We start from the raw sequence: 20,243 nt of genomic DNA on the forward strand, positions 1-20,243 counted from the left end.
CTTGCTGAACAACCTGCAATTTAAAGGCAATACTGTAATCGCGCTGACTGCGCCTTGTGATACTGTTTTCCTGTTTTTTCATATTAAGTCAACTTAGCTGTCAACTTATTTCAGGACGGGACAATCTAATAAAAAAAGCCTTTTAGCTAATCTGAAAGGCTTTTTTTGCTCGGAATAACTGTTATTTAATTATCCATTCATGAATACCGGTAGCGTTATCTGCGGGTAACTGTAAAACCATCTTGATAGCTGTGGTTTTTACAGGTTCAAAGGTTACTGTATTTAATTTATCTTTTTCATTTGGGTAAGCAGATGAGTGTTTTACTTCTATCCATTCATCGCCTTTCTTGTAAAACAGCTTGTAATTGGCAGGTATGCGACAACCTCCCCAGGGGCCATCATCAAACCAATAAACACCGGATGATGATATGGTGTACTCTTTATCAAAATCATATTGCACAAATTCCGAGGTATTCTTTTTTGGCCACCAGTGCATGTATGGGTAATTAGTGTCCTTTGAGTCTTGGGGCTCATATTGATCCTTTATTGCGTTATACATCCTTGTATTTTTCAGCGATGACGAAACCTTGCTAAGGCTGGCTATGCTGGGTGATGGTTTTGGTTTTACAGCGCTGCTTGTATAAGGGATCCAAACTGTCATCTCGCTCGGGCCACGGTTGGCCCAGGCATAATAAGGTATAGCAGTAACTTCCTGTTCAGTTTTAATCAACGAATCTGAATTAAGCTGGCGCCTTGTACTAACGCCGGTAGTGGTTATTACATCAACACCATTTAAAAGATTGGCATTAAAGCTTGTTTTTACAACGGCGTTTTTATCTATCATAATATTTTGCACCAGGCTATCCTTATTATCAGGTCCTTCAAGGCAATAAATAATAGGGCCTTTTTGAAAAGCAAAGCGGTCGCGGTCATCTTTAACCTGGTTGTTGGCCAATACCTTTTGTACAGGCATCGGCAGCAAAAGAGTGATCTTGTCATCTTTCTTCCAGGTACGATTTATCACAGCATAACCTTTCTCAGTAGTAAAAGATACGGGTTTGCCATTTATCATTAAAGTAACCGGCATTTTTGGGCTATTGTCAAAAGAGTAAAGATCGCCGGAAATCGGTTGCTGTTGCGCCCAGCCGGGGATACGTACCCGCATAGTAAAGTTGCTGCTTTTAGCCGGGGTAATTTTAAGGTCAACTTTACCTTTCCATGGGTAATCTGTAGTTTGTTCAACAGTAACCTTTCCTGCTTTTAGCTGTATGTTGGCAGTGCTGGTCATAAAAAGGTTCACATATAAGTCGTTATTGTTTTTTGCATATACATAACCCGGTACCGAAGGTAAAAACCGGGTCATATTAGATATACAGCAGGCACAGCTAAACCATGCGCTACGCTGATGCTGAAATACAGACGAAAGCGGGTTAGGATAAAAGAAACGGTCGCCGGTTAATGATACGCCCGAAAGGAGACCATTGTACAACGTTTTTTCCAGTATATCTATGTATTTGGCGTCTCCGTGCAATAAAAACATCCGGTTGTTCCAGTAAACATTGCCAATAGAGGCGCAGGTTTCGGCATAAGCCGACATGTTGGGTAGCTGGAAATCTTCTCCAAAAGCTTCGCCATTACCCGTGGCGCCAATGCCGCCTGTTATGTACAGCTTTTTGGTAACTACATCGGCCCATATATCATCAATAGCTGTTAAGTATTTAACATCGCCAGTAAGGGCGGCAATATCGGCCATGCCGGTATACATATAGGCCGCCCGTACGGCATGGCCAACAGCAGCATGCTGGTCAACCACACGCTTATCAGCCTGATTATAGGCTTCGCCTTTTGGTCCCCTAACATCCAGGAAGAATTTAGCCAGGTCGAGGTATTTTTTATTGCCCGTTACGCGGTACATTTTTGAAAGGCCTATCTCCACAATTTGATGACCGGGGTATTCCTCAACTTTACCCGGTCCAAAATCGCGTACCAGTAAATCGGCGTTTTTAATGGCAATATTTAGTAAGGTGCGTTTACCGGTAGCCTGGTAATGTGCTGTTGCTGCTTCAAATAAATGCCCCGAGTTATATAACTCATGGCTTAGCTCTTCTTCTTTTTCCCACCTTTTGCTTCCTATCCAGGGATGCGGTTTTGCTGCTTTAACTGTACGGAAAGTGTATAGGTAGCCATCTTTTTCTTGTGCCGCGCCAATAGTGGTTATCAACGAATCAATGTACTTATCAAGTTTAGGGTTCTTTTTTACCTGCATAGCATACGATGCCCCCTCAATAACTTTGTAAATATCCGTATCATCAAACGGAAACTCACTCAGCTTATCACCTGCTAAACTGCCCGCGGCCCTTAAAAAATTATCAACGCGACCATTAATCTTACATTGCTGAAGTGTATAGGGAATGGTAATGTTAGCATTTACCTCCATTTTGGGTTCCCAAAAATTGTCGTGCACATGTACACTGGTAAACGCTATAGGCTGTATGGGATAATCTTTTTGAGCCAACACCGGGCTGGTAACCGCTAATAAAAGCATAATGGCTACCCCGTTAATTTTTACACTATTTATCATTGTATGTTTTTTGAGCGCTTTTAGGTATGCAGGCAATTAATCATCATGCAATTCAACACTTTAGCATGCTGGATAATTAATAAATGTATTATTTACAATTATAAATAAAAATTAAATAAAAAAGTAGTTATGTAGTATTTATGCTTTGTAAGTTTGGGCGTATGAAAGCTTTTATATTTGATCTTAATGGAACCATGATAGATGATATGTCTTACCATACATCCGCGTGGGAAGATATACTGAATAACGATTTGGGTGGAAACTTCAGCTATGAGCAGGTTAAACAGAACATGTATGGGAAAAATAGTGAAGTATTAGTAAGGATGTTTGGTGAAAACTATTTTTCTGATGAACAGATGACAGCGCTTTCATTTGAAAAAGAACGACGTTATCAAAGCGCGTTTTTACCTAAACTACAATTGCTGCCGGGGCTAAGCGAGTTTTTAGAGACTGCTTATCTGCAAAATATCCCAATGGCCATTGCCTCCGCAGCTATACCATTTAATATCAATTTTGTATTAGATAATCTTAATATACGTAAATATTTTTCGGCTGTTGTAAGTGCAGATGATGTTGAAATAAGTAAACCTCACCCCGAAACTTTTTTGAAGGCTGCCGAATTGCTTGGAATGCCGCCGGCTGAATGTGTGGTTTTTGAAGATGCACCAAAAGGCGCGGAGGCAGCCGCAAACGCGCATATGCAATGTATCGTATTAACAACAACGCACCAAACCGAAGAGTTTTCTTACCTCTCCAATATCTTAAATTTTTCATCGGATTATACGAGTGATTACCTAAAAGACTTGTTAGTATAACAAGCTGTGGCCTTCCCCTATTAGCAATTCGGTGCGTAGTTCTGCATTGCGGTTGTCATTTATATTGTGCCGGTACCCAATTGAGGTGCCGCATTTTATTAATGTAATTTAAACATTCAATTTCGTTATTTTTCTTTACATGAGGTGCCTCTATAATTGAGCAGGGTTTGGCTTTCTGATCTATTCATCCTGTTTTAACCCTATTGTAACAAACCTTTGACCTCGTATGGAAAATATTTTTCAAGTATTTATTTGAAAAAAGAAATAATAAGTGTTAATTAGACAATAATTATAAACCTATTATGGAAACCGCTTATTTGCTCGGAATTGACTACGGGTCAGATTCCGTACGTTCAGTAATTGTTAATGGCCAAAACGGCGAGGAACTTGCTTCATCTGTTTTTTACTACCCACGCTGGCGTGATGGTTTATATTGCAATCCTGCTCTAAACCAGTTCAGGCAGCACCCCTTAGATTACATTGAAGGGCTGGAAGCTACTATAAAAGATTGCATAAGTATTGCCGGAGGTGCAGATATAGCCAAATTGATTAAAGGTATCTCCATAGATACCACGGGCTCTACGCCGGTAGCTGTTGATGCCACGGGCACACCGCTTGCACTTTTGCCGCAATTTAAAACTAACCCCAATGCCATGTTTGTTTTATGGAAGGATCATACCTCCATAAAAGAAGCAGCTGAAATAAATGCGCATGCCGAAAAATTTGATACCAATTATCTTAAATACGTTGGTGGTATTTATTCGTCCGAATGGTTTTGGGCAAAGCTTTTACATGTTTTAAGGGTTGATAATGCTGTCAAAGATGCCATGCACTCGTGGGTAGAACATTGCGATTGGATCCCCTTTCTTTTAACCGGAGGCAAAAATGCGGCAGATATTAAACGTGGGCGCTGCTCTGCGGGGCATAAAGCCCTTTGGGCAGAAGAATTTGGCGGCCTGCCGCCCGATAGTTTCTTTAGCTCGCTTGACCCATTGCTAACCGGCATCACAGAAAAACTTTACACCGAAACCCATACCGCAGATAAAGCCGCGGGCAATTTGAGTGCCGAGTGGGCAGAGCGTTTAGGCCTTAGTACCGATGTTGTTGTGGGTACGGGAGCATTTGATGCACACATGGGTGCCGTTGGCGGGCAAATAGAGCCTTACTTCTTGAGCAAAGTAATGGGTACCTCTACCTGTGATATCCTGGTTGCACCATCGGCCGAGATTGATGGTACGCTGGTTAAAGGTATTTGCGGGCAGGTAAATGGCTCCGTCATCCCCGGAATGGCGGGGCTGGAGGCAGGGCAGTCTGCCTTTGGCGATACTTATGCATGGTTCAAAAGTTTAATATCATGGCCGTTAAATAACCTGCTCGATCAATCGAACGTAATAGATGCCGCTACAGCTGAAGCTTTAAAAGAAGAACTATCAGCATTAATTATACCTGAACTAAGCAGGCAAGCCGCTTTGTTACCTGTTGATGAGGATAATGAACTGGCTATCGACTGGTTTAACGGCCGCCGCACGCCGGATGCCAACCAATCGTTAAAAGGTGCTATAAATGGGTTGAATTTGGGTAGCGATGCCCCGCGTGTTTTTCGTGCTTTAGCAGAAGCTACCTGCTTTGGTGCAAAAAGCATTGTCGATCGTTTTATAAGTGAAGGTATCCCGGTTAAGGGTATTATTGGGATTGGCGGCGTAGCTAAAAAATCGCCTTACGTAATGCAAATGATGGCCGATGTTTTAGGCATGCCTATTCGCATACACCAATTTACACACACCTGTGCTTTAGGCGCGGCTATGTTTGCTGCTGTGGTAGCAGGTATTTACCCAAATGTAGAAGCCGCTATGAAGGCTATGGGCCGCGGTTTTGAAGAAAGTTATGAACCCAACCCGCAACTACATGCTGTTTACCAAAAACGCTATCAGCAATATCAGGAATTTGGTGGTTATATCGCGCAGCAAACAGCTTTAAAAATACAAAGCCAATTACAAAACGCATAATATGAGTCGATATACAAAATTGAAACAAGAGGCTTATGAGGCCAACATGCAACTGCCAAAGTTGCAATTGGTGCTTTTTACCTTCGGTAATGTAAGCGCCGCTGATAGAGAATTGGGTGTATTTGCTATAAAGCCAAGTGGTGTACCTTATGATGAACTATCGCCTGATAAAATGGTGATAGTAGATTTTGATGGTAAAACAATTGAAGGTGACCACCGTCCATCATCAGATACGCAAACGCACGCTGTTTTATACAAACACTGGCCAAAAATTGGGGGTATAGTACATACCCATTCTACCTTTGCAACGGCCTGGGCACAATCACAGCGCTGCATCCCCATATTTGGTACTACCCATGCTGATCATCTTACGGCCGATGTACCATGCGCCCCCCCTATGAGCGATGAAATGATACAAGGGAATTATGAGTACCAAACCGGTTTCCAGATCATTGACCATTTTAAGGAATTGGGCTTAAGCTATGAGGACGTTGAAATGGTATTGGTAGGTAACCATGCCCCATTTACATGGGGAAAAACTGCTGATAAAGCCGTTTATAATAGTGCTGTTTTAGAGAACGTTGCCCACATGGCATACCTTACCGAGCAGATAAACGCTAACTCGCCACGCTTAAAGGATGCCCTCATCAAAAAACATTTCGAACGCAAACATGGCCCAGATTCTTATTATGGACAATAAAATGAAGAAATTATTAGTAGCACTAATTATATGTACTTGCTTTGGCAGCACTTTATCTGCACAAAATATTATAGCCGCTAAGCCACCAATGGGCTGGAACAGTTATAACTGCTTTGGCTCGGCAGTGCACGAAGACGAAGTTAAGGCCAATACCGATTACATGGCCAAAAACCTAAAAGCTTATGGCTGGGAATATATCGTGGTTGATTTTTTATGGGCTTATGATAACCCTCCGGGTAGTAATATTGGCAATCCGTTTCAGATGCGGTTGGGCGATGGGTCTTACGTGCCATGGCTTACAATGGATAAGTGGGGCAGATTGATGCCACAGCCCAATAAATTTCCTTCGGCATTTAAGGGCGAGGGTTTTAAACCGCTGTCAGATTATGTGCATAGCAAAGGTTTAAAGTTTGGTATTCATGTTATGCGTGGCATTCCACGCCAGGCAGTATGGGCTAAATCGCCGGTAAAGGGTACTAATGGTATTACGGCAGATATGGTGGCAGATACTAATTCAACTTGTACCTGGATGAACCACATGTATGGTTTAAACATGAGCAAGCCGGGCGCCCAGGAATACCTTAATTCTATATTGGAACTTTATGCTTCCTGGGGAGTTGACTTTATAAAAGTTGATGACCTTTCGCGCCCTTACAGTGCGCCTGAAGTTGAAGGTTATCAAAAGGCAATAGCCAATTGTGGCAGGCCAATGGTATTGAGCCTGTCGCCCGGAGAAACACCTGTAGCGCAGGCAGCCCATGCCACCAAATATGCCAATATGTGGCGGATGGCCGATGATTTTTGGGATAACTGGAAAGAAATACTGCACATGTTTGATTATGCCAAAAACTGGGAAGGCGTGGGTGGTCCCGGCCATTGGCCCGATTGCGATATGATACAGATAGGTAAGCTCTCTAAACGCGGGCCGGTTGGTCAGGAGCGCTACAGCCGCTTTACCGAAGATGAACAGTATACCCATATGACTTTCTGGAGCATTTACCGCTCGCCCCTTATGATTGGCGGCAACCTGCCCGAAAATCGCGATCTGGAACTTAAATTATTCACAAATGCTGAAGTATTAGCGGTAAATCAGCAAGGCGAAAACCCCAAACAACTTTATAAAAAGGATGGGGCAATGGTTTGGTATTCGCATATACCGGGTAGCAAAGATGTGTATGCAGCGCTTTTTAACATAGGCGATAGCAACCAAAAAGTAAAGATTGACTTTGCCGCACTTGGCCTTAAAGGCAATGTAAAAGTGCGCGATCTGTGGAAAAAACAGGATGTTGGCCGTTTTAAGAAAAGCTATAGCCAGGATATTAATCTGCATGGCGCAATACTGCTCAAACTATCACCGCAATAAAAAATCACTAAATCAATAATTCACTCAATCACTAATTATTACAATGATAGATCTAAAAACCTTTGAAGTATGGTTTATTACAGGTAGCCAAAACTTATATGGCGAGGAAACCCTTAAGCAGGTAGCAACCCACTCGCAACACATTGCCGAAGGGTTAAACAATGCCGGTAACATCCCGGTTCGTGTGGTATATAAGCCTGTGGTAAAATCAACAGACGAGATTTATACTACGCTACAGGAAGCTAATATAACGCCAAACTGTATTGGTATTATTACCTGGATGCATACTTTTTCTCCGGCCAAAATGTGGATAAGGGGTTTAAATATCCTGCAAAAACCAATGCTGCATCTGCATACCCAGTACAACCGGGATATACCATGGAGTTCGATAGACATGGATTTTATGAACCTTAACCAAAGCGCACATGGCGATAGGGAATTTGGTTTTATGGTATCGCGCTTGCGCAAAAACCGCAAGGTAGTGGTTGGCCACTGGCAGGATACCGAGGTATTGAGCCAGATAGAAGGCTGGACGCGCGCGGCTGCAGGCTGGTACGATTGGCAAGGCGCAAAATTTGCCCGTTTTGGCGATAATATGCGTTTTGTAGCTGTAACCGATGGCGATAAAGTGGAGGCTGAATCTAAGTTTGGCTTCTCGGTGAATACATACGGAATTGGCGATTTGGTTGAAGTTATCAATAACATTAGCGAGGCTGATGTTACGGCACTTACTGATGAGTATGAAACCACCTATACAATGGATGCCTCGCTTAAAAAAGGAGGTGACAACTATTCATCAGTTTACGAAGCAGCTAAAATTGAATTAGGCTTGCGTAAGTTTTTGCAGGATGGTGGTTTTAAAGGATTTACTGATACGTTTGAAGACCTGCACGGGATGGTCCAACTACCAGGTATTGCGGCACAGCGCCTGATGGCCGATGGTTATGGCTTTGCCGGCGAGGGCGACTGGAAAACAACTGCGCTGGTACGTGCCTTTAAAGTAATGGGTAGCGGCCTTGCTGGCGGTAATGCCTTTATGGAAGATTACACTTACCATTTTGACCCAGATAACCAATTGGTTTTAGGCTCGCATATGTTAGAAATAGATGCATCATTGGCCAATGGCAAAGCTGCATTGGAAGTGCACCCTTTAGGTATTGGCGGTAAAGCCGATCCTACGCGTTTGGTGTTTAATGTGGCAGCAGGCAATGCGCTTAACGCATCATTAATTGACATGGGTAACCGCTTTCGCCTGCTAATTAACGAGGTTGAAGCTGTTGAGGTGCAAAACGATCTACCTAATCTTCCGGTTGCAAGGGTGCTTTGGAAACCTTTGCCAGATATGAAAACCGGTTGCGCTGCATGGATATATGCAGGCGGGGCTCATCACACGGCCTACAGCCAAAATTTAACAGCCGAACAACTGCAGGATTTTGCAGATATGGCCGGTATAGAATTTTTACGTATTGGAAAAGGCACTACTATAGAACAGTTTCGCAATGAATTACGCTGGAACGAAGTAGCTTACAGATAAATCTTTCAATAAACAGGCAGCATGATGGGAGATGGCTGCCTGTTTTATAAACTCAATTAACCTAAGTTAAAATTAAATTATGAACAAGTTTACAGGCATAGATTACACAATTTTTGTGATCTATTTTATCGTAGTATCCGGCTACGGCTACTGGATTTACAGCCGCAAAAAAATTAAAGGGGTTTCAGACAGCAAAGACTTCTTCCTTGCCGAAGGCTCTTTAACATGGTGGGCCATTGGCGCATCGCTCATCGCTTCAAATATTTCTGCCGAGCAATTTATTGGCACCAGCGGGCAAGGTTTTGCAGTTGGCCTGGCTGTTGCTGCATACGAATGGGTTGCTGCTATTGCACTAATTATTGTGGCCGTATGGTTTATACCGGTGTATCTTAAAAATAAGATATTCACTATGCCGCAATTTCTGCATAACCGTTATAATGAAACGGTGAGCTTTATTATGGCCATTTTTTGGTTGCTGTTGTATGTGCTTGTAAATCTTACCTCGATACTGTATTTGGGTGCGCTTGCCATTAATAGCTTAGCTGGCGGCGGGTATTTACATGAGATTATTATTGCACTGGCCATTTTTGCCTTGTTCATTACACTTGGCGGTATGAAGGTTATTGGTTTTACCGATGTTATACAGGTGTTGGTTTTAGTTATTGGCGGGTTGGCTACCACTTACATTGCTTTAACTTTAGTAAGCAAGCACTTTGGCCTTGGTGAAAGTGCTGTGGCGGGGTTAACCGCAATGCTTAAGGATGCGCCAGACCATTTCCAGATGATAATGGCTAAACCTAAACCCGGTGCATCACAAATAGAGATCAACAAATATTTAGCCTTACCTGGTATTGCCATGTATTTTGCCGGCCAGTGGATAGTTAATTTGAACTATTGGGGTTGCAACCAGTATATTACACAAAGGGCTTTAGGTGCCGATCTTAAAACTGCCCGCACGGGGATCTTGTTTGCCGGATTAATGAAACTGGCAATGCCCATAATAGTTGTGTTGCCCGGTATAGCAGCTTACGTGCTTTACAAGAATGGCGCACTGCAACAAGAAATGACTTCGGGCGGTAATTTTAATGCGGATAATGCTTATTCCGCTATATTGGGCTTTTTACCTACCGGGCTTAAGGGCCTTTCTGTTGCCGCGCTTACTGCAGCAATTGTTGCTTCACTTGCAGGGAAAGCCAATAGCATAAGTACTATTTTTACCCTTGATATTTATAAGAAACACATAGCTAAGGATGCCAGCGAGAAAAAAATGGTTATTGTTGGTAAAATAGTGATCCTGGCTGCTTTAGTGTTTTCTATAATGCTTACCTGGAAAGATCTTTTAGGCATAAGTGGTGAAGGTGGTTTTACCTACATTCAAAAATATACAGGTTACATTAGCCCGGGTATATTTGCCATATTTATTTTAGGTTTCTTTTGGAAAAGAACTACCGGGGCTGCGGCCATTGCAGGTATTTTAACCGGGTTTGGCATGTCGGTACTGTTTAACAACTTTGCACCGGCTTTATTTGGTCACGAAACACTATTGTACACGGCATTTCCTACTGGCGATGCTAAAGGCACCTGGCAAATCCCGTTCCTGATATGCATGGGGCTATCATTCTTCTTTACTGTTTTAGTAATGGTAGTTGTTAGCTTTGCAGGACCTAAGGTTAACCCTAAAGCTTTTGATATTCCCAAAAGCATGTTCAAGGTTGACCGCTCGACACTTGCACTTATCATAGTAACATTATTATTGCTTACTATGCTTTATGTTAAATTTTGGTAGCAGATACTAATAAAGAAAAAGCAAAGATCATTATAAAATGATCGCAAGTACCGAACCAACCCATCTCAGCATTAAAAAATGAGGTGGGTTGGGTTAGGTATAAAATTCAGGAATGATTGAAAATTTGCATAATAGTTTTGCATATTAAGCTGGTAATAAAATGCACCACGCTTAGATCCGGATTTATCCTTTTCATCCTGTTTTATAAGCAGGCCCGTAGCAAGTACCCTTTTGCTGAAATTTCTTTTATCGATAGTAGTGTTATACACACTTTCGTACAGATTTTGTAATTGTGGGATTGTGAATCGTGATGGCAGTAATTCAAACATTATAGGGTGCAGGGCAGCCTTATATCTCAGGCGTCTTTTGGCCATTTCAACCATTTCTTGCTGGTCAAATATTAGCTTGGGTAAACGCTTAAGTGCAAACCACTCGGGATGATACTCGGCGCTTATTTGCGTTTCATATTTGTTAAGATCTATCAATGCAAAATAGGCGGTAGAAATGGTCCTTTCTATCGGGTCACGGTCAGGATCGCTAAAAGTGTGCAACTGTTCAAGATACATGCCGTCGAGCCCTGTTAGCTGTTTCAAAATACGGTTTGATGCCTGGTCTAGGTTTTCATTCCCCTGCACAAACCCGCCCATTAAGCTCCATTTACCTTTCTCTGGCTCAAAGCCACGTTTTATAAGAAGTATTTTTAGGTTTTCTCCGTCAAAGCCAAAAATTATACAATCAACAGCATTAAGACCACGGCTTTGCTTATAGTATCTATTCATTTATAAATGAGGTATTCGTTTTAAACAAATTTAACATTTTTTTTAACTTACTAACGGGTCAATATGCCGGTTTACAACTAAAATACTATTTTTAATTGTTTATTATACAGTTAAAAATAATAGTACTATATTAGCTAATAATAGCAGTCAATCTGTTAACTCTTTCAATAAATAAACCAATTATAATAACCAATACATAGGATTTAAACCCCGATGTTATTTAAGTAGCTAATTATGTGCAAGAAATTTTTTAACGGTACCCTTTTTGCCGCTGGTATTTTTTTTACTGTGGCTTGCAATAACATATCAAAGCCCAAACAAACTTCAGATGTTGCTGATAGCCTGCAGAACATAATACCCGATAGCGCATCCTTTAATGCAAAAGTTGAGAATAAGCAAGTTAAGCTTTACACGTTAAAAAATAAAAACGGCGTTGAGGTTGCTATAACCAATTATGGGGGCCGCCTGGTAAGCTTGCTCGTTCCCGACAGGAAGGGCAAACTTGTTGATGTGATTCTTGGGTATGAAAATTTAAAGAACTACCGTGAGCTTAAAGAAAATTATTTTGGTGCTCTTATAGGCAGGTATGGTAACCGTATTGCAAAGGGAAAATTTACTTTGGATGGTAAGCTATATCAGGTAAATGTTAATGATGGCCCTAATTCCTTACACGGCGGAGCTAATGGTTTTTTTAAACAGGTTTGGGATGTTACAAAAGTAACCGGGCAAACGCTCGAGTTGTCCTATTTGTCAAAAGATGGAGAAGAGGGGTATCCCGGCAACCTTAAAATAATTGTTGCCTACACACTTAAAGACGATAATTCTTTAGAAATAGCCTACCAAGCAACTACTGATAAGACAACGGTAATTAACCTTACAAACCATGCTTATTTTAACTTGAATGGGGCATCAGGCACAAACGGAATTACCAATCATCTTCTGCAAATAAATGCTGATGCTTACACGCCGGTTGATAGCTTGCTTATACCAACCGGGAAAGTTGAAACGGTAAAAGGCAGTGCTTTCGATTTTACTACAGCCAAAGCTATAGGGAAGGATATTGGCTTAAAGGACCAACAACTTGCTTACGGGAAGGGGTACGATCATAACTTTGTACTTAATAAACACCGGGATAATGAAGCTGTTGTCACCTTATTAAGCCCTGTCACGGGCATACAAATGCAGGTTTTTACCACTGAACCGGGCATTCAATTTTATAGCGGAAACTTTTTAAAAGGAGATGACAAAAACGGAAAAGGTGGGGTTGCCTATAAATATCGCTCTGCTTTATGTCTGGAAACGCAGCATTTTCCTGATTCGCCAAACCAGCCGGGTTTCCCTTCAACTGTATTAACCCCGGGAAAGGCTTATAATACTGTTACCACTTATTCATTCACTACTAAATAATAGAAATCCAATCACAATTTAATATAACCATGAAAAGGATAGTTGTACTGTTTGCATTAACATTTGTTTGTTTTGCGGCTGTTTGTCAGGAAGAAAAAGTTTATACCGTAGCCGCCAATCAAATAAAGGCGCAGGTATCGCCAACAATGTATGGGATATTTTTTGAAGATATTAATATGGCTGCCGATGGTGGCGTTTATGCCGAATTGGTGAAGAACCGTTCTTTCGAATTTAATACCGCGCTGGCAGGCTGGCAACAGCAACAAAAAAATGGCGGGGCGGGTAGCATAACGGTAGTGAATAGGAGCGACGAGCGGCCCGAAAATCCTCATATCATCAAAGTAAATGTTACATCTCCTGTTGGATATTTTGGTTTATCTAACGAAGGTTTCCGTGGTATGGGTATTAAAAAGGGCGAAACATACAGTTTTTCTGTTATGGCACGCAACCCATTAAAAAGCAAAACTACCATAGTTGTTGAGCTGCATAGTGCTAAAGGCCAGATTATTGGCAAGGCCCAATTAATACCTGTGGCAATAGGTTGGCAAAAATATAACATAAAGTTCGTAGCAAGCGCTACCGAAAATAAGGCATCTTTATTTGTTTGGCTTAAAGGCAAAGGGGCTATAGATCTCGATATGATCTCACTATTCCCAAGCCATACTTGGAAGAACAGACCGGGCGGCTTGCGGGCAGATCTGGTACAAAAACTGGCCGACCTTAAACCCGGCTTTTTGCGGTTCCCTGGTGGTTGTATAGTAGAAGGCCGTGACCTTGCAAACCGTTATCAGTGGAAAAAAAGCATTGGTGATATTGATAAGCGCGAGAACATTATTAATAGATGGAACACCGAATTCGGCCATCGCCTTACTCCGGATTATTATCAAACATTCGGGTTAGGGTTTATGGAATATTTTTTAACTGCCGAAGATATAGGTGCAACACCTTTACCCATATTAAATTGTGGTATGGCTTGTCAGTTTAATACAGGGCAGTTGGTGGCGATGGATAAGTTAGACCCTTATGTGCAAGACGCTCTGGATCTTATTGAATTTGCAAACGGCGGCTTAGATACCAAATGGGGGAAACTGCGCGCGGAGTTAGGGCATCCAAAACCTTTTAATTTAAAAATGTTGGGTGTAGGCAATGAGCAATGGGGAGAACAATATATTGAAAGGTGGAAAATATTCACCAAAGCTATAAAAGACAAGTATCCGGATATTAAAATAATTTCGAGCGTGGGGCCTTTTGCCGGGGGCAAGGAATTTGATTTGTTAAACAAGACCTTTAGGGAGCTAGATGCAGATATTTTGGATGAGCATTATTATAATGGGCCTAAATGGTTTTTAGAAAATGCAAAGCGCTATGACAACTATGACCGCAAAGGGCCTAAAATATTTGCCGGTGAATATGCGGCACAAAGTGTTACTACAGGTAGCCCTGATAATAAAAATACCCTGGAATGCGCCCTTGCTGAAGCCGCTTTTATGACCGGGCTTGAACGTAATGCTGATGTAGTAACCATGGCTTCGTATGCGCCGTTATTTGCCCATGTAGATGCATGGCAATGGACGCCCGACCTGATATGGTTTGATAACTTACGGTCATACGGTACTCCTAATTATTACGTGCAGCAACTTTTCTCACTAAACAAGGGGACAGATGTTGTACCACTTTTAGAAGGTACCGAAATGATTAGCGGCCGGGATGGTTGTTACGCTACAGCATGTTTGGATAAAAACAAGAAAGAACTGATTATTAAGTTTGTAAACAGCGGGGCCAAAAGTCAGTCGGTAGTATTTAACATTGAAGGAATGGATATTAAAAACCAGGCTACGGTAACTTCATTAGGCAATACAGATAAAACGATTGTAAATTCGTTAGATAAGCCTAAGGCCATAAGTCCTGTTGATAGTACGCTTGCTGTGAATGGTAAGGCCGTAAAACTTACCGTTGAGTCTTACACCTTTAAGGTAATAAAGCTTAAGAGTATATGATTATTCCTGGGTTGCAAATTAGAGAAGGCGTTTTGAAGCATATAATCCTTAGCTGGCTGAACTGATAAGTCAAATGCCAGTTTGCTGAAACGCTGTTTTCATAAACTGACGTTTGGTAAACGCTGCCAAATGTATTAATTGCTAATTTTGCCACAGATAAAAACCTCAAAATGTCTATAACTACCGAATACGAAAGAATTGGAATGCAACAAGCGAGTGATGCTGTTGCCATCACTCTTAAAAAGATGCGTGAGTTTGCCAAACCGGGCATTTCAACCAAGGAACTTGATGAGTACGGCGGCGAATTGCTAACGCAGATGGGCGCGCGTTCTGCCCCTAAGTTAACCTATAGTTTCCCCGGGTATACATGTATTAGTATTAATGAGGAAGCTGCGCATGGCATACCATCAGTGGATAAAATTCTAAAAGAAGGTGACCTGGTAAATATTGATGTATCGGCAGAATTAAACGGCTATTGGGCCGACAATGGTGGCTCGTTTGTATTGGGCGAAGATATCCACGGCCATGGCAGGCTGGTAGAAGCATCGAAAGAGATATTGAAGAAGGCGATAAGCAACATTAAAGGTGGCGTAAAAATATCAGAAATAGGCAGGTTGATAGAAACTGAAGCCAAAAAAGCTGGCTACACGGTAATAAAAAATCTAACCGGGCATGGTGTTGGTCGCAGTTTGCACGAAGAACCCCATGAGATAGCCAACTACTGTGATAGGTATAACACTACGCGTTTCAAAAAGAATTCGGTAGTAGCGATAGAGACATTCATTTCAACACGATCAACATTTGCCGATACACAGGCAGATGGCTGGACGCTAAGCGGTAATAAAGGCGGTTTTGTTGCGCAGCACGAGCATACCATTATGGTAACGGGCGGCGAGCCGGTGATATTTACAGCGCAGAACGGCATTTGGGAGTAAAGTAAACGTGTCAGTAACCCATTGTGTTCATTTTGTCAAACACGTTTTAACGCTTACTTTAGGGGAAATTAATATCGGATGAAAACTTTAACCGAATTTAAAGAGTCATTGAATTTAGAACAGCCGATTAGTGGGCTCTCTGCGCAATTAAAAAGCCTTTGGTATGATGGCAAGGGCGACTGGCATCAAGCGCATGCCCAGGTTGATCATTTAACAGACAAAGAATCGGCGTGGGTGCACGCCTACCTGCACCGTAAAGAAGGTGATATTTGGAATGCTGATTACTGGTATAAAAAAGCACAGCAAGTGCGGCCAAACCTCTCTTTGGAAGAGGAATGGAAGCAGTTGGTATTACAATTACTTTGATTGAATAAGGCATGGCCTCACTGTGGGAGTTTATAACTTTGGACCACTACAGCTGTGGCCCGCATCTACAGTAAATAAAAAGCCTTAAATCTTTCGACTTAAGGCTTCTGAATTAAATGTAGAAGGAACCGGCAAAAGTTCTAACTTTTATGCTGATGTACAGGCAATTGCAGATGCTAAAAATATAATCGATTGCAGTTGAATCTCTAAATCGAAGCTATTGATCAAAACTATTACAAAATTTACGAATTCAATCCAGATCAGCTGCGGCGATAAAGCTAGTTTTTATTTGCCTCAATAAAGTTTATGATATTTTGGTAAGCAGTTTTTTCCTGTTCTTCGATCGTATTAGTAATCATATCTGCTATGCCAGATAGAAAGTCACTGATATCCTGATGGATTTGTTTAGCTATCCGCAACTTTTTAAGCTCTTCGATAGCGTTTGTGGGATCAATACCATCAAGCATCTTTTCACGCTCTTTAACTTGTGTTTTCCAAAATTCAACATATTTAATTCTGTCGGCAGTCTTGAAAATTTTCACGTCCTCGTGCCGGATAGGGAGAATTTTATTTTTGCTATTCCTATCTTTTAAAACATGCAGGACTTCAATCATGCAATTTTCTGATTTGAGGTATTCGTCACTAATGATCAATACAGCAAAATCAGAAGCCCGGATGGACTCCATAAAAGTCGATATGCTATCTTTATAAGTTAATTGATGATCGTCCATCGCGGGAACGTACCCATTAGCTTTTAAAAACGCATAAAGATTATTTGCTGCGACTTTATGATGCCATTGGTATGATATAAAAATGCTTTTGCCACTAGCCTGCAGAATATGATTGTTTTTTAAACCAGTGTATTTGCCATTAGTCAAAATTATACCCGCATTCGTATCTGATCCCAATGCTTGGCTGAGCTTGTATATTTTCTTCGATTTGATTCCATAGGCCGTTTGGTTGTAAGCGATAGTCTGATCAGACTTTTCCACCTTAATGACAAACAATTGTTTTTCCTGATAGGTAACAAATCCACTTTGAACAGAAGGTGCAGGTGATAACTTGGAAATAGCGTTAGCTAAAACAACGTTTACCTGGAAATCGGCGCTTAAACCCTTAACTGATATTTTATTGTTTTTGCTCAGCATACCCAACATGATTATGCCACCGTTTGTATTGGAGAACGCACAAATCAATCGTCCCAATTCACTACTGGAGGGCAATAGTGCCTCATATTTCAAACGGTCGCTCTCCGGTAAGCCTATTTGATTTGTTACATATTCTTCAAACAGCATCTTTAAATTTTAAATTTCTTTATGTTATTTTTCTTTATAATATAACCAAGGCTGACCTGCCATATCTCAATTCCATCATCTACCCACAATTCCGTGTCCGCATAATCCAGGGTGTCTTTTTCCGCACCATAATAAACAATAACCTCTTTTGAGTATGCGGGGCGAAAAACGATCTTTATTGGCCGGCCATGTTTCAACACGCCTGCTAAAACTGTGGGAGCAGTATAAATATCCAAATCGTCAAGGTTGTAGTCGTCACTCAAGGTTTCCAGGTATTGAATAACCCTTGTTCTCGCCCTGTCAATATGGGCATGGGCAAGCACATACATTTCTTTTGACGGGACAGAACGGTGATCGAACAAGGCTTTTAAATCTGTATCGCGCATAGCTTCTTCCCATTCCTCGACATTGGTGATGCCCATAGCCACCAATATTTCCTCAGTGATCGGCAACATTGATCTTTCCGCGCTGACCGCCTGCCCCTCTAAGACTTCTCTGAGTTGCTCTATCGTACGCACATTATATTCTTTCATCAGTGAAAATAGGTTCTTAGCCTGCTCCATATTTTCAAAAAGCATCGGGTTATTTTCCATCGCTGCCGCCACCTGTGATAAATTTGTCGCGCTTTTCATTACTTTGTAAAGGCTTTCTTTATCCTCAATGGTATTCATAAATAATTCGGCGCGTCTTCCATAGGTTTCCGCAAACAACTCCCGACCCTCCTCCGCATGGTTATCAAACCATTCCGACAAAATGCTGATTGCCCTAACCGTATCGTGATCTGTATTGTCCACTTTTTTCAGCTTTTCACTTATTTTTAAGGCGATGTCTTTCTTTTCTTTAAAATGATATTCACCAAAGTCGACACTGTGATGGATGAGAATATCATTCCAGTCTTCTCCTAGTAACTGGAGCACTTCGATCAAATCAGCATCTTCTATTTTGTCAATATAAATCTGATTCTTAAGCAAGAAATTGCCATTTTCGTTTGGTAGGATCGCATGTTTATCGAAAAGTGGCAGGTTCTGCTCGTCACTAATCAGAAAGGCGCCAAGTTCGTTATACCATTCAAAGGTTCTTATTTCATTTAACCCGAGATCCTCACTGAGTTGCCCGATGTTGCGTGTCTTTGCGATGTCCTGCATCAGTTCGTTGACAGATAATCTTTTAATATCATCCCATATCACGTCTATCCATTGATGCAAATCTTCTTTACGGCAAACCGCCTGGGAAAAAAGGTCATAATTAAACTTCCATATCTTTTCCCTTGAATCTTTTGAATAGCTCCTTAGTGGGAACCAAGATTCCTCCAACTTACCGTTTGTGCCATCTTCATGCTCAACGAGCGGCTGACTTAACAGGAATGCTCTTAAAGGCGTCTGAATATTTGTTACATACCAGTTCTTTTCAAAGTACCTTTCGTCTGTTAATGGTAATTGTGAAACCGCAAAATAATATAGCTGCCTGAATGTGGGATTTGCGGAAGCGGACACCAGGGTTTTATAAAGACTAAATGCCTGTTGTAATAAATCCTTATTTTCCAATACTTCAGCGTTCGTATCACCCATGAGCCAGATACCATCCCGTTCCGTCTGAGGATTAAAATGAAAGCTATTGACCACTATGGGGAAATAAAAGTTTTCCGTTCCAATAAGCGGAAAGTCGCAAAATAATTTGGGGATCTTATCCAAGCTCAATACCTCAAATTTGTCGTCCACTTTTTTAACCCTGACGGCGATGGTAACGGTACCATTCGTTGCATAAAGAAGCCTTATAACGGTATCCGTCCCATTTTCTGTTTTCGCAATCACTTTAAACCCATCGGCCGTTTTTGGCTTAACCTTAAACTTGGTATTGACCTTGCGGGTATTGTCTATGATCTCGACAGTATTAATTTCTGGAATAAAAGTCAACACATAGGGAATCAGTTTTATGAATTCGTCAACGCCTGTTTTTGCGATTTCCTTCTGTTCCGATGTAAGCAAATCATAGGAAAAAGAAGTGTTAAACGACTCAGCGTCATACTCATCGATTTCGCCGTTCTCTGTTGAAAGGTGAAATTGACGCCAAGCATTTTCAATTTTGGGTATCAGGACTGTTGTACTTTTGCCGTCCCTGTCCAGCGGGAAATTGAATTTAAAAAACCTGCCTTCTTTTGTTTCTATAATCCCTTTTATTGTAACTACTTTTGAAAGCAGGTGGGTAGTTAGAAACCCTGTCCCAAATTTTCCGGTGCGTGTTGATACCTCGCCTTCTTCTACTTCCTTGGAAGAGATCTGGTTGATCAACCCCCTAATATCCTTTTCGGTAAAATGGTTGCCATTGTGACGGAATTCAATTTTGCTTTTGTCAAAAATAATCTGAACAGAAACATGTCTTTTGGTGTCAGCAACACTATCTTTCGCATTTTGCAGCAGTTCCCAAGCCCAGCGACCAAAATTGGTCTGAACAGTCATTTCCAAATCATGTAGCCGCTTTATAATTTTATCAGCTATGGACCTGTTGCCATCCTCTTTGCGGCCTTCTTCGATTGATTGAATCATTTTATTATATATACCCTATGATATCATCCTTGTAAATAAACAAAAATACAAATAAGTGGAGTGTATTTTAATAACACTCTACCAGCAAGGAAGAGACCTGGCGTTTCGCCAACTAGTTTTCCATTTTTTACTTAAT

14 protein-coding genes are annotated in these 20,243 nt (G+C 41.3%); 10 read left to right on the forward strand and 4 right to left on the reverse strand.

Annotated elements, in window-relative coordinates; all coding sequences use genetic code 11:
• Positions 1-181: 181 nt before the first annotated feature.
• Positions 182-2,581, reverse strand: coding sequence for a glycoside hydrolase family 127 protein (locus NPE20_RS19015; protein ID WP_256540282.1), 2,400 nt, complete (start codon positions 2,579-2,581; stop codon positions 182-184).
• Between the two features lie 161 nt (positions 2,582-2,742).
• Here NPE20_RS19015 and NPE20_RS19020 point away from each other — a divergent pair, with 161 nt between their 5' ends.
• The 6 genes from NPE20_RS19020 to NPE20_RS19045 all read left to right on the forward strand — a co-directional run bounded on the left by NPE20_RS19020 (position 2,743) and on the right by NPE20_RS19045 (position 10,785).
• Complete coding sequence (locus NPE20_RS19020) at positions 2,743-3,396, forward strand: HAD family hydrolase (protein ID WP_256540283.1); 654 nt, start codon at positions 2,743-2,745, stop codon at positions 3,394-3,396.
• 302 nt (positions 3,397-3,698) lie between these two features.
• Complete coding sequence (locus NPE20_RS19025; RefSeq protein ID WP_256540284.1) at positions 3,699-5,402, forward strand: ribulokinase; 1,704 nt, start codon at positions 3,699-3,701, stop codon at positions 5,400-5,402.
• A gap of 1 nt (position 5,403) precedes the next feature.
• Positions 5,404-6,102: an L-ribulose-5-phosphate 4-epimerase gene (locus NPE20_RS19030; protein ID WP_256540285.1), complete on the forward strand. Its 699-nt coding sequence runs from the start codon at positions 5,404-5,406 to the stop codon at positions 6,100-6,102.
• Between the two features lies 1 nt (position 6,103).
• Positions 6,104-7,465 carry a glycoside hydrolase family 27 protein gene (locus NPE20_RS19035; RefSeq protein ID WP_256540286.1) on the forward strand — a complete coding sequence of 454 codons (1,362 nt, stop codon included), beginning with the start codon at positions 6,104-6,106 and terminating at the stop codon, positions 7,463-7,465.
• Between the two features lie 43 nt (positions 7,466-7,508).
• Complete coding sequence (araA, locus tag NPE20_RS19040; protein ID WP_256540287.1) at positions 7,509-8,999, forward strand: L-arabinose isomerase; 1,491 nt, start codon at positions 7,509-7,511, stop codon at positions 8,997-8,999.
• A 79-nt stretch (positions 9,000-9,078) separates the two neighbouring features.
• Positions 9,079-10,785 (forward strand): sodium:solute symporter family transporter, encoded by a 1,707-nt coding sequence (locus tag NPE20_RS19045; protein WP_256540288.1) that lies wholly within the window; start codon positions 9,079-9,081, stop codon positions 10,783-10,785.
• A 71-nt stretch (positions 10,786-10,856) separates the two neighbouring features.
• On the opposite strand, the gene NPE20_RS19050 is transcribed toward NPE20_RS19045, so the two are convergent.
• A complete protein-coding gene (locus NPE20_RS19050; protein ID WP_256540289.1) occupies positions 10,857-11,564 on the reverse strand; it encodes an NUDIX hydrolase in 708 nt (235 codons plus the stop codon).
• Between the two features lie 234 nt (positions 11,565-11,798).
• Here NPE20_RS19050 and NPE20_RS19055 point away from each other — a divergent pair, with 234 nt between their 5' ends.
• From NPE20_RS19055 to NPE20_RS19070, 4 genes are all read left to right on the forward strand, one after another.
• A complete protein-coding gene (locus NPE20_RS19055; RefSeq protein WP_256540290.1) occupies positions 11,799-12,971 on the forward strand; it encodes an aldose epimerase family protein in 1,173 nt (390 codons plus the stop codon).
• Positions 12,972-13,000: 29 nt separating this feature from the next.
• Positions 13,001-14,968, forward strand: a complete 1,968-nt coding sequence (locus NPE20_RS19060; RefSeq protein ID WP_256540291.1) for an alpha-L-arabinofuranosidase family protein — start codon at positions 13,001-13,003, stop codon at positions 14,966-14,968.
• A 170-nt stretch (positions 14,969-15,138) separates the two neighbouring features.
• Complete coding sequence (map, locus tag NPE20_RS19065; RefSeq protein WP_256540292.1) at positions 15,139-15,903, forward strand: type I methionyl aminopeptidase; 765 nt, start codon at positions 15,139-15,141, stop codon at positions 15,901-15,903.
• A gap of 78 nt (positions 15,904-15,981) precedes the next feature.
• Positions 15,982-16,269, forward strand: a complete 288-nt coding sequence (locus NPE20_RS19070) for a hypothetical protein (RefSeq protein ID WP_256540293.1) — start codon at positions 15,982-15,984, stop codon at positions 16,267-16,269.
• Positions 16,270-16,547: 278 nt separating this feature from the next.
• On the opposite strand, the gene NPE20_RS19075 is transcribed toward NPE20_RS19070, so the two are convergent.
• Together NPE20_RS19075 and NPE20_RS19080 are read right to left on the reverse strand one after the other, a co-directional pair.
• A complete protein-coding gene (locus tag NPE20_RS19075) occupies positions 16,548-17,564 on the reverse strand; it encodes a TIR domain-containing protein (protein ID WP_256540294.1) in 1,017 nt (338 codons plus the stop codon).
• Between the two features lie 2 nt (positions 17,565-17,566).
• Positions 17,567-20,107, reverse strand: coding sequence for a sacsin N-terminal ATP-binding-like domain-containing protein (locus NPE20_RS19080; RefSeq protein WP_256540295.1), 2,541 nt, complete (start codon positions 20,105-20,107; stop codon positions 17,567-17,569).
• Between the last annotated feature and the right edge of the window lie 136 nt (positions 20,108-20,243).

Origin of the sequence: Mucilaginibacter aquariorum (genome assembly GCF_024498135.1) — a bacterium.
Classification (GTDB): Bacteria; Bacteroidota; Bacteroidia; order Sphingobacteriales; family Sphingobacteriaceae; genus Mucilaginibacter; species Mucilaginibacter aquariorum.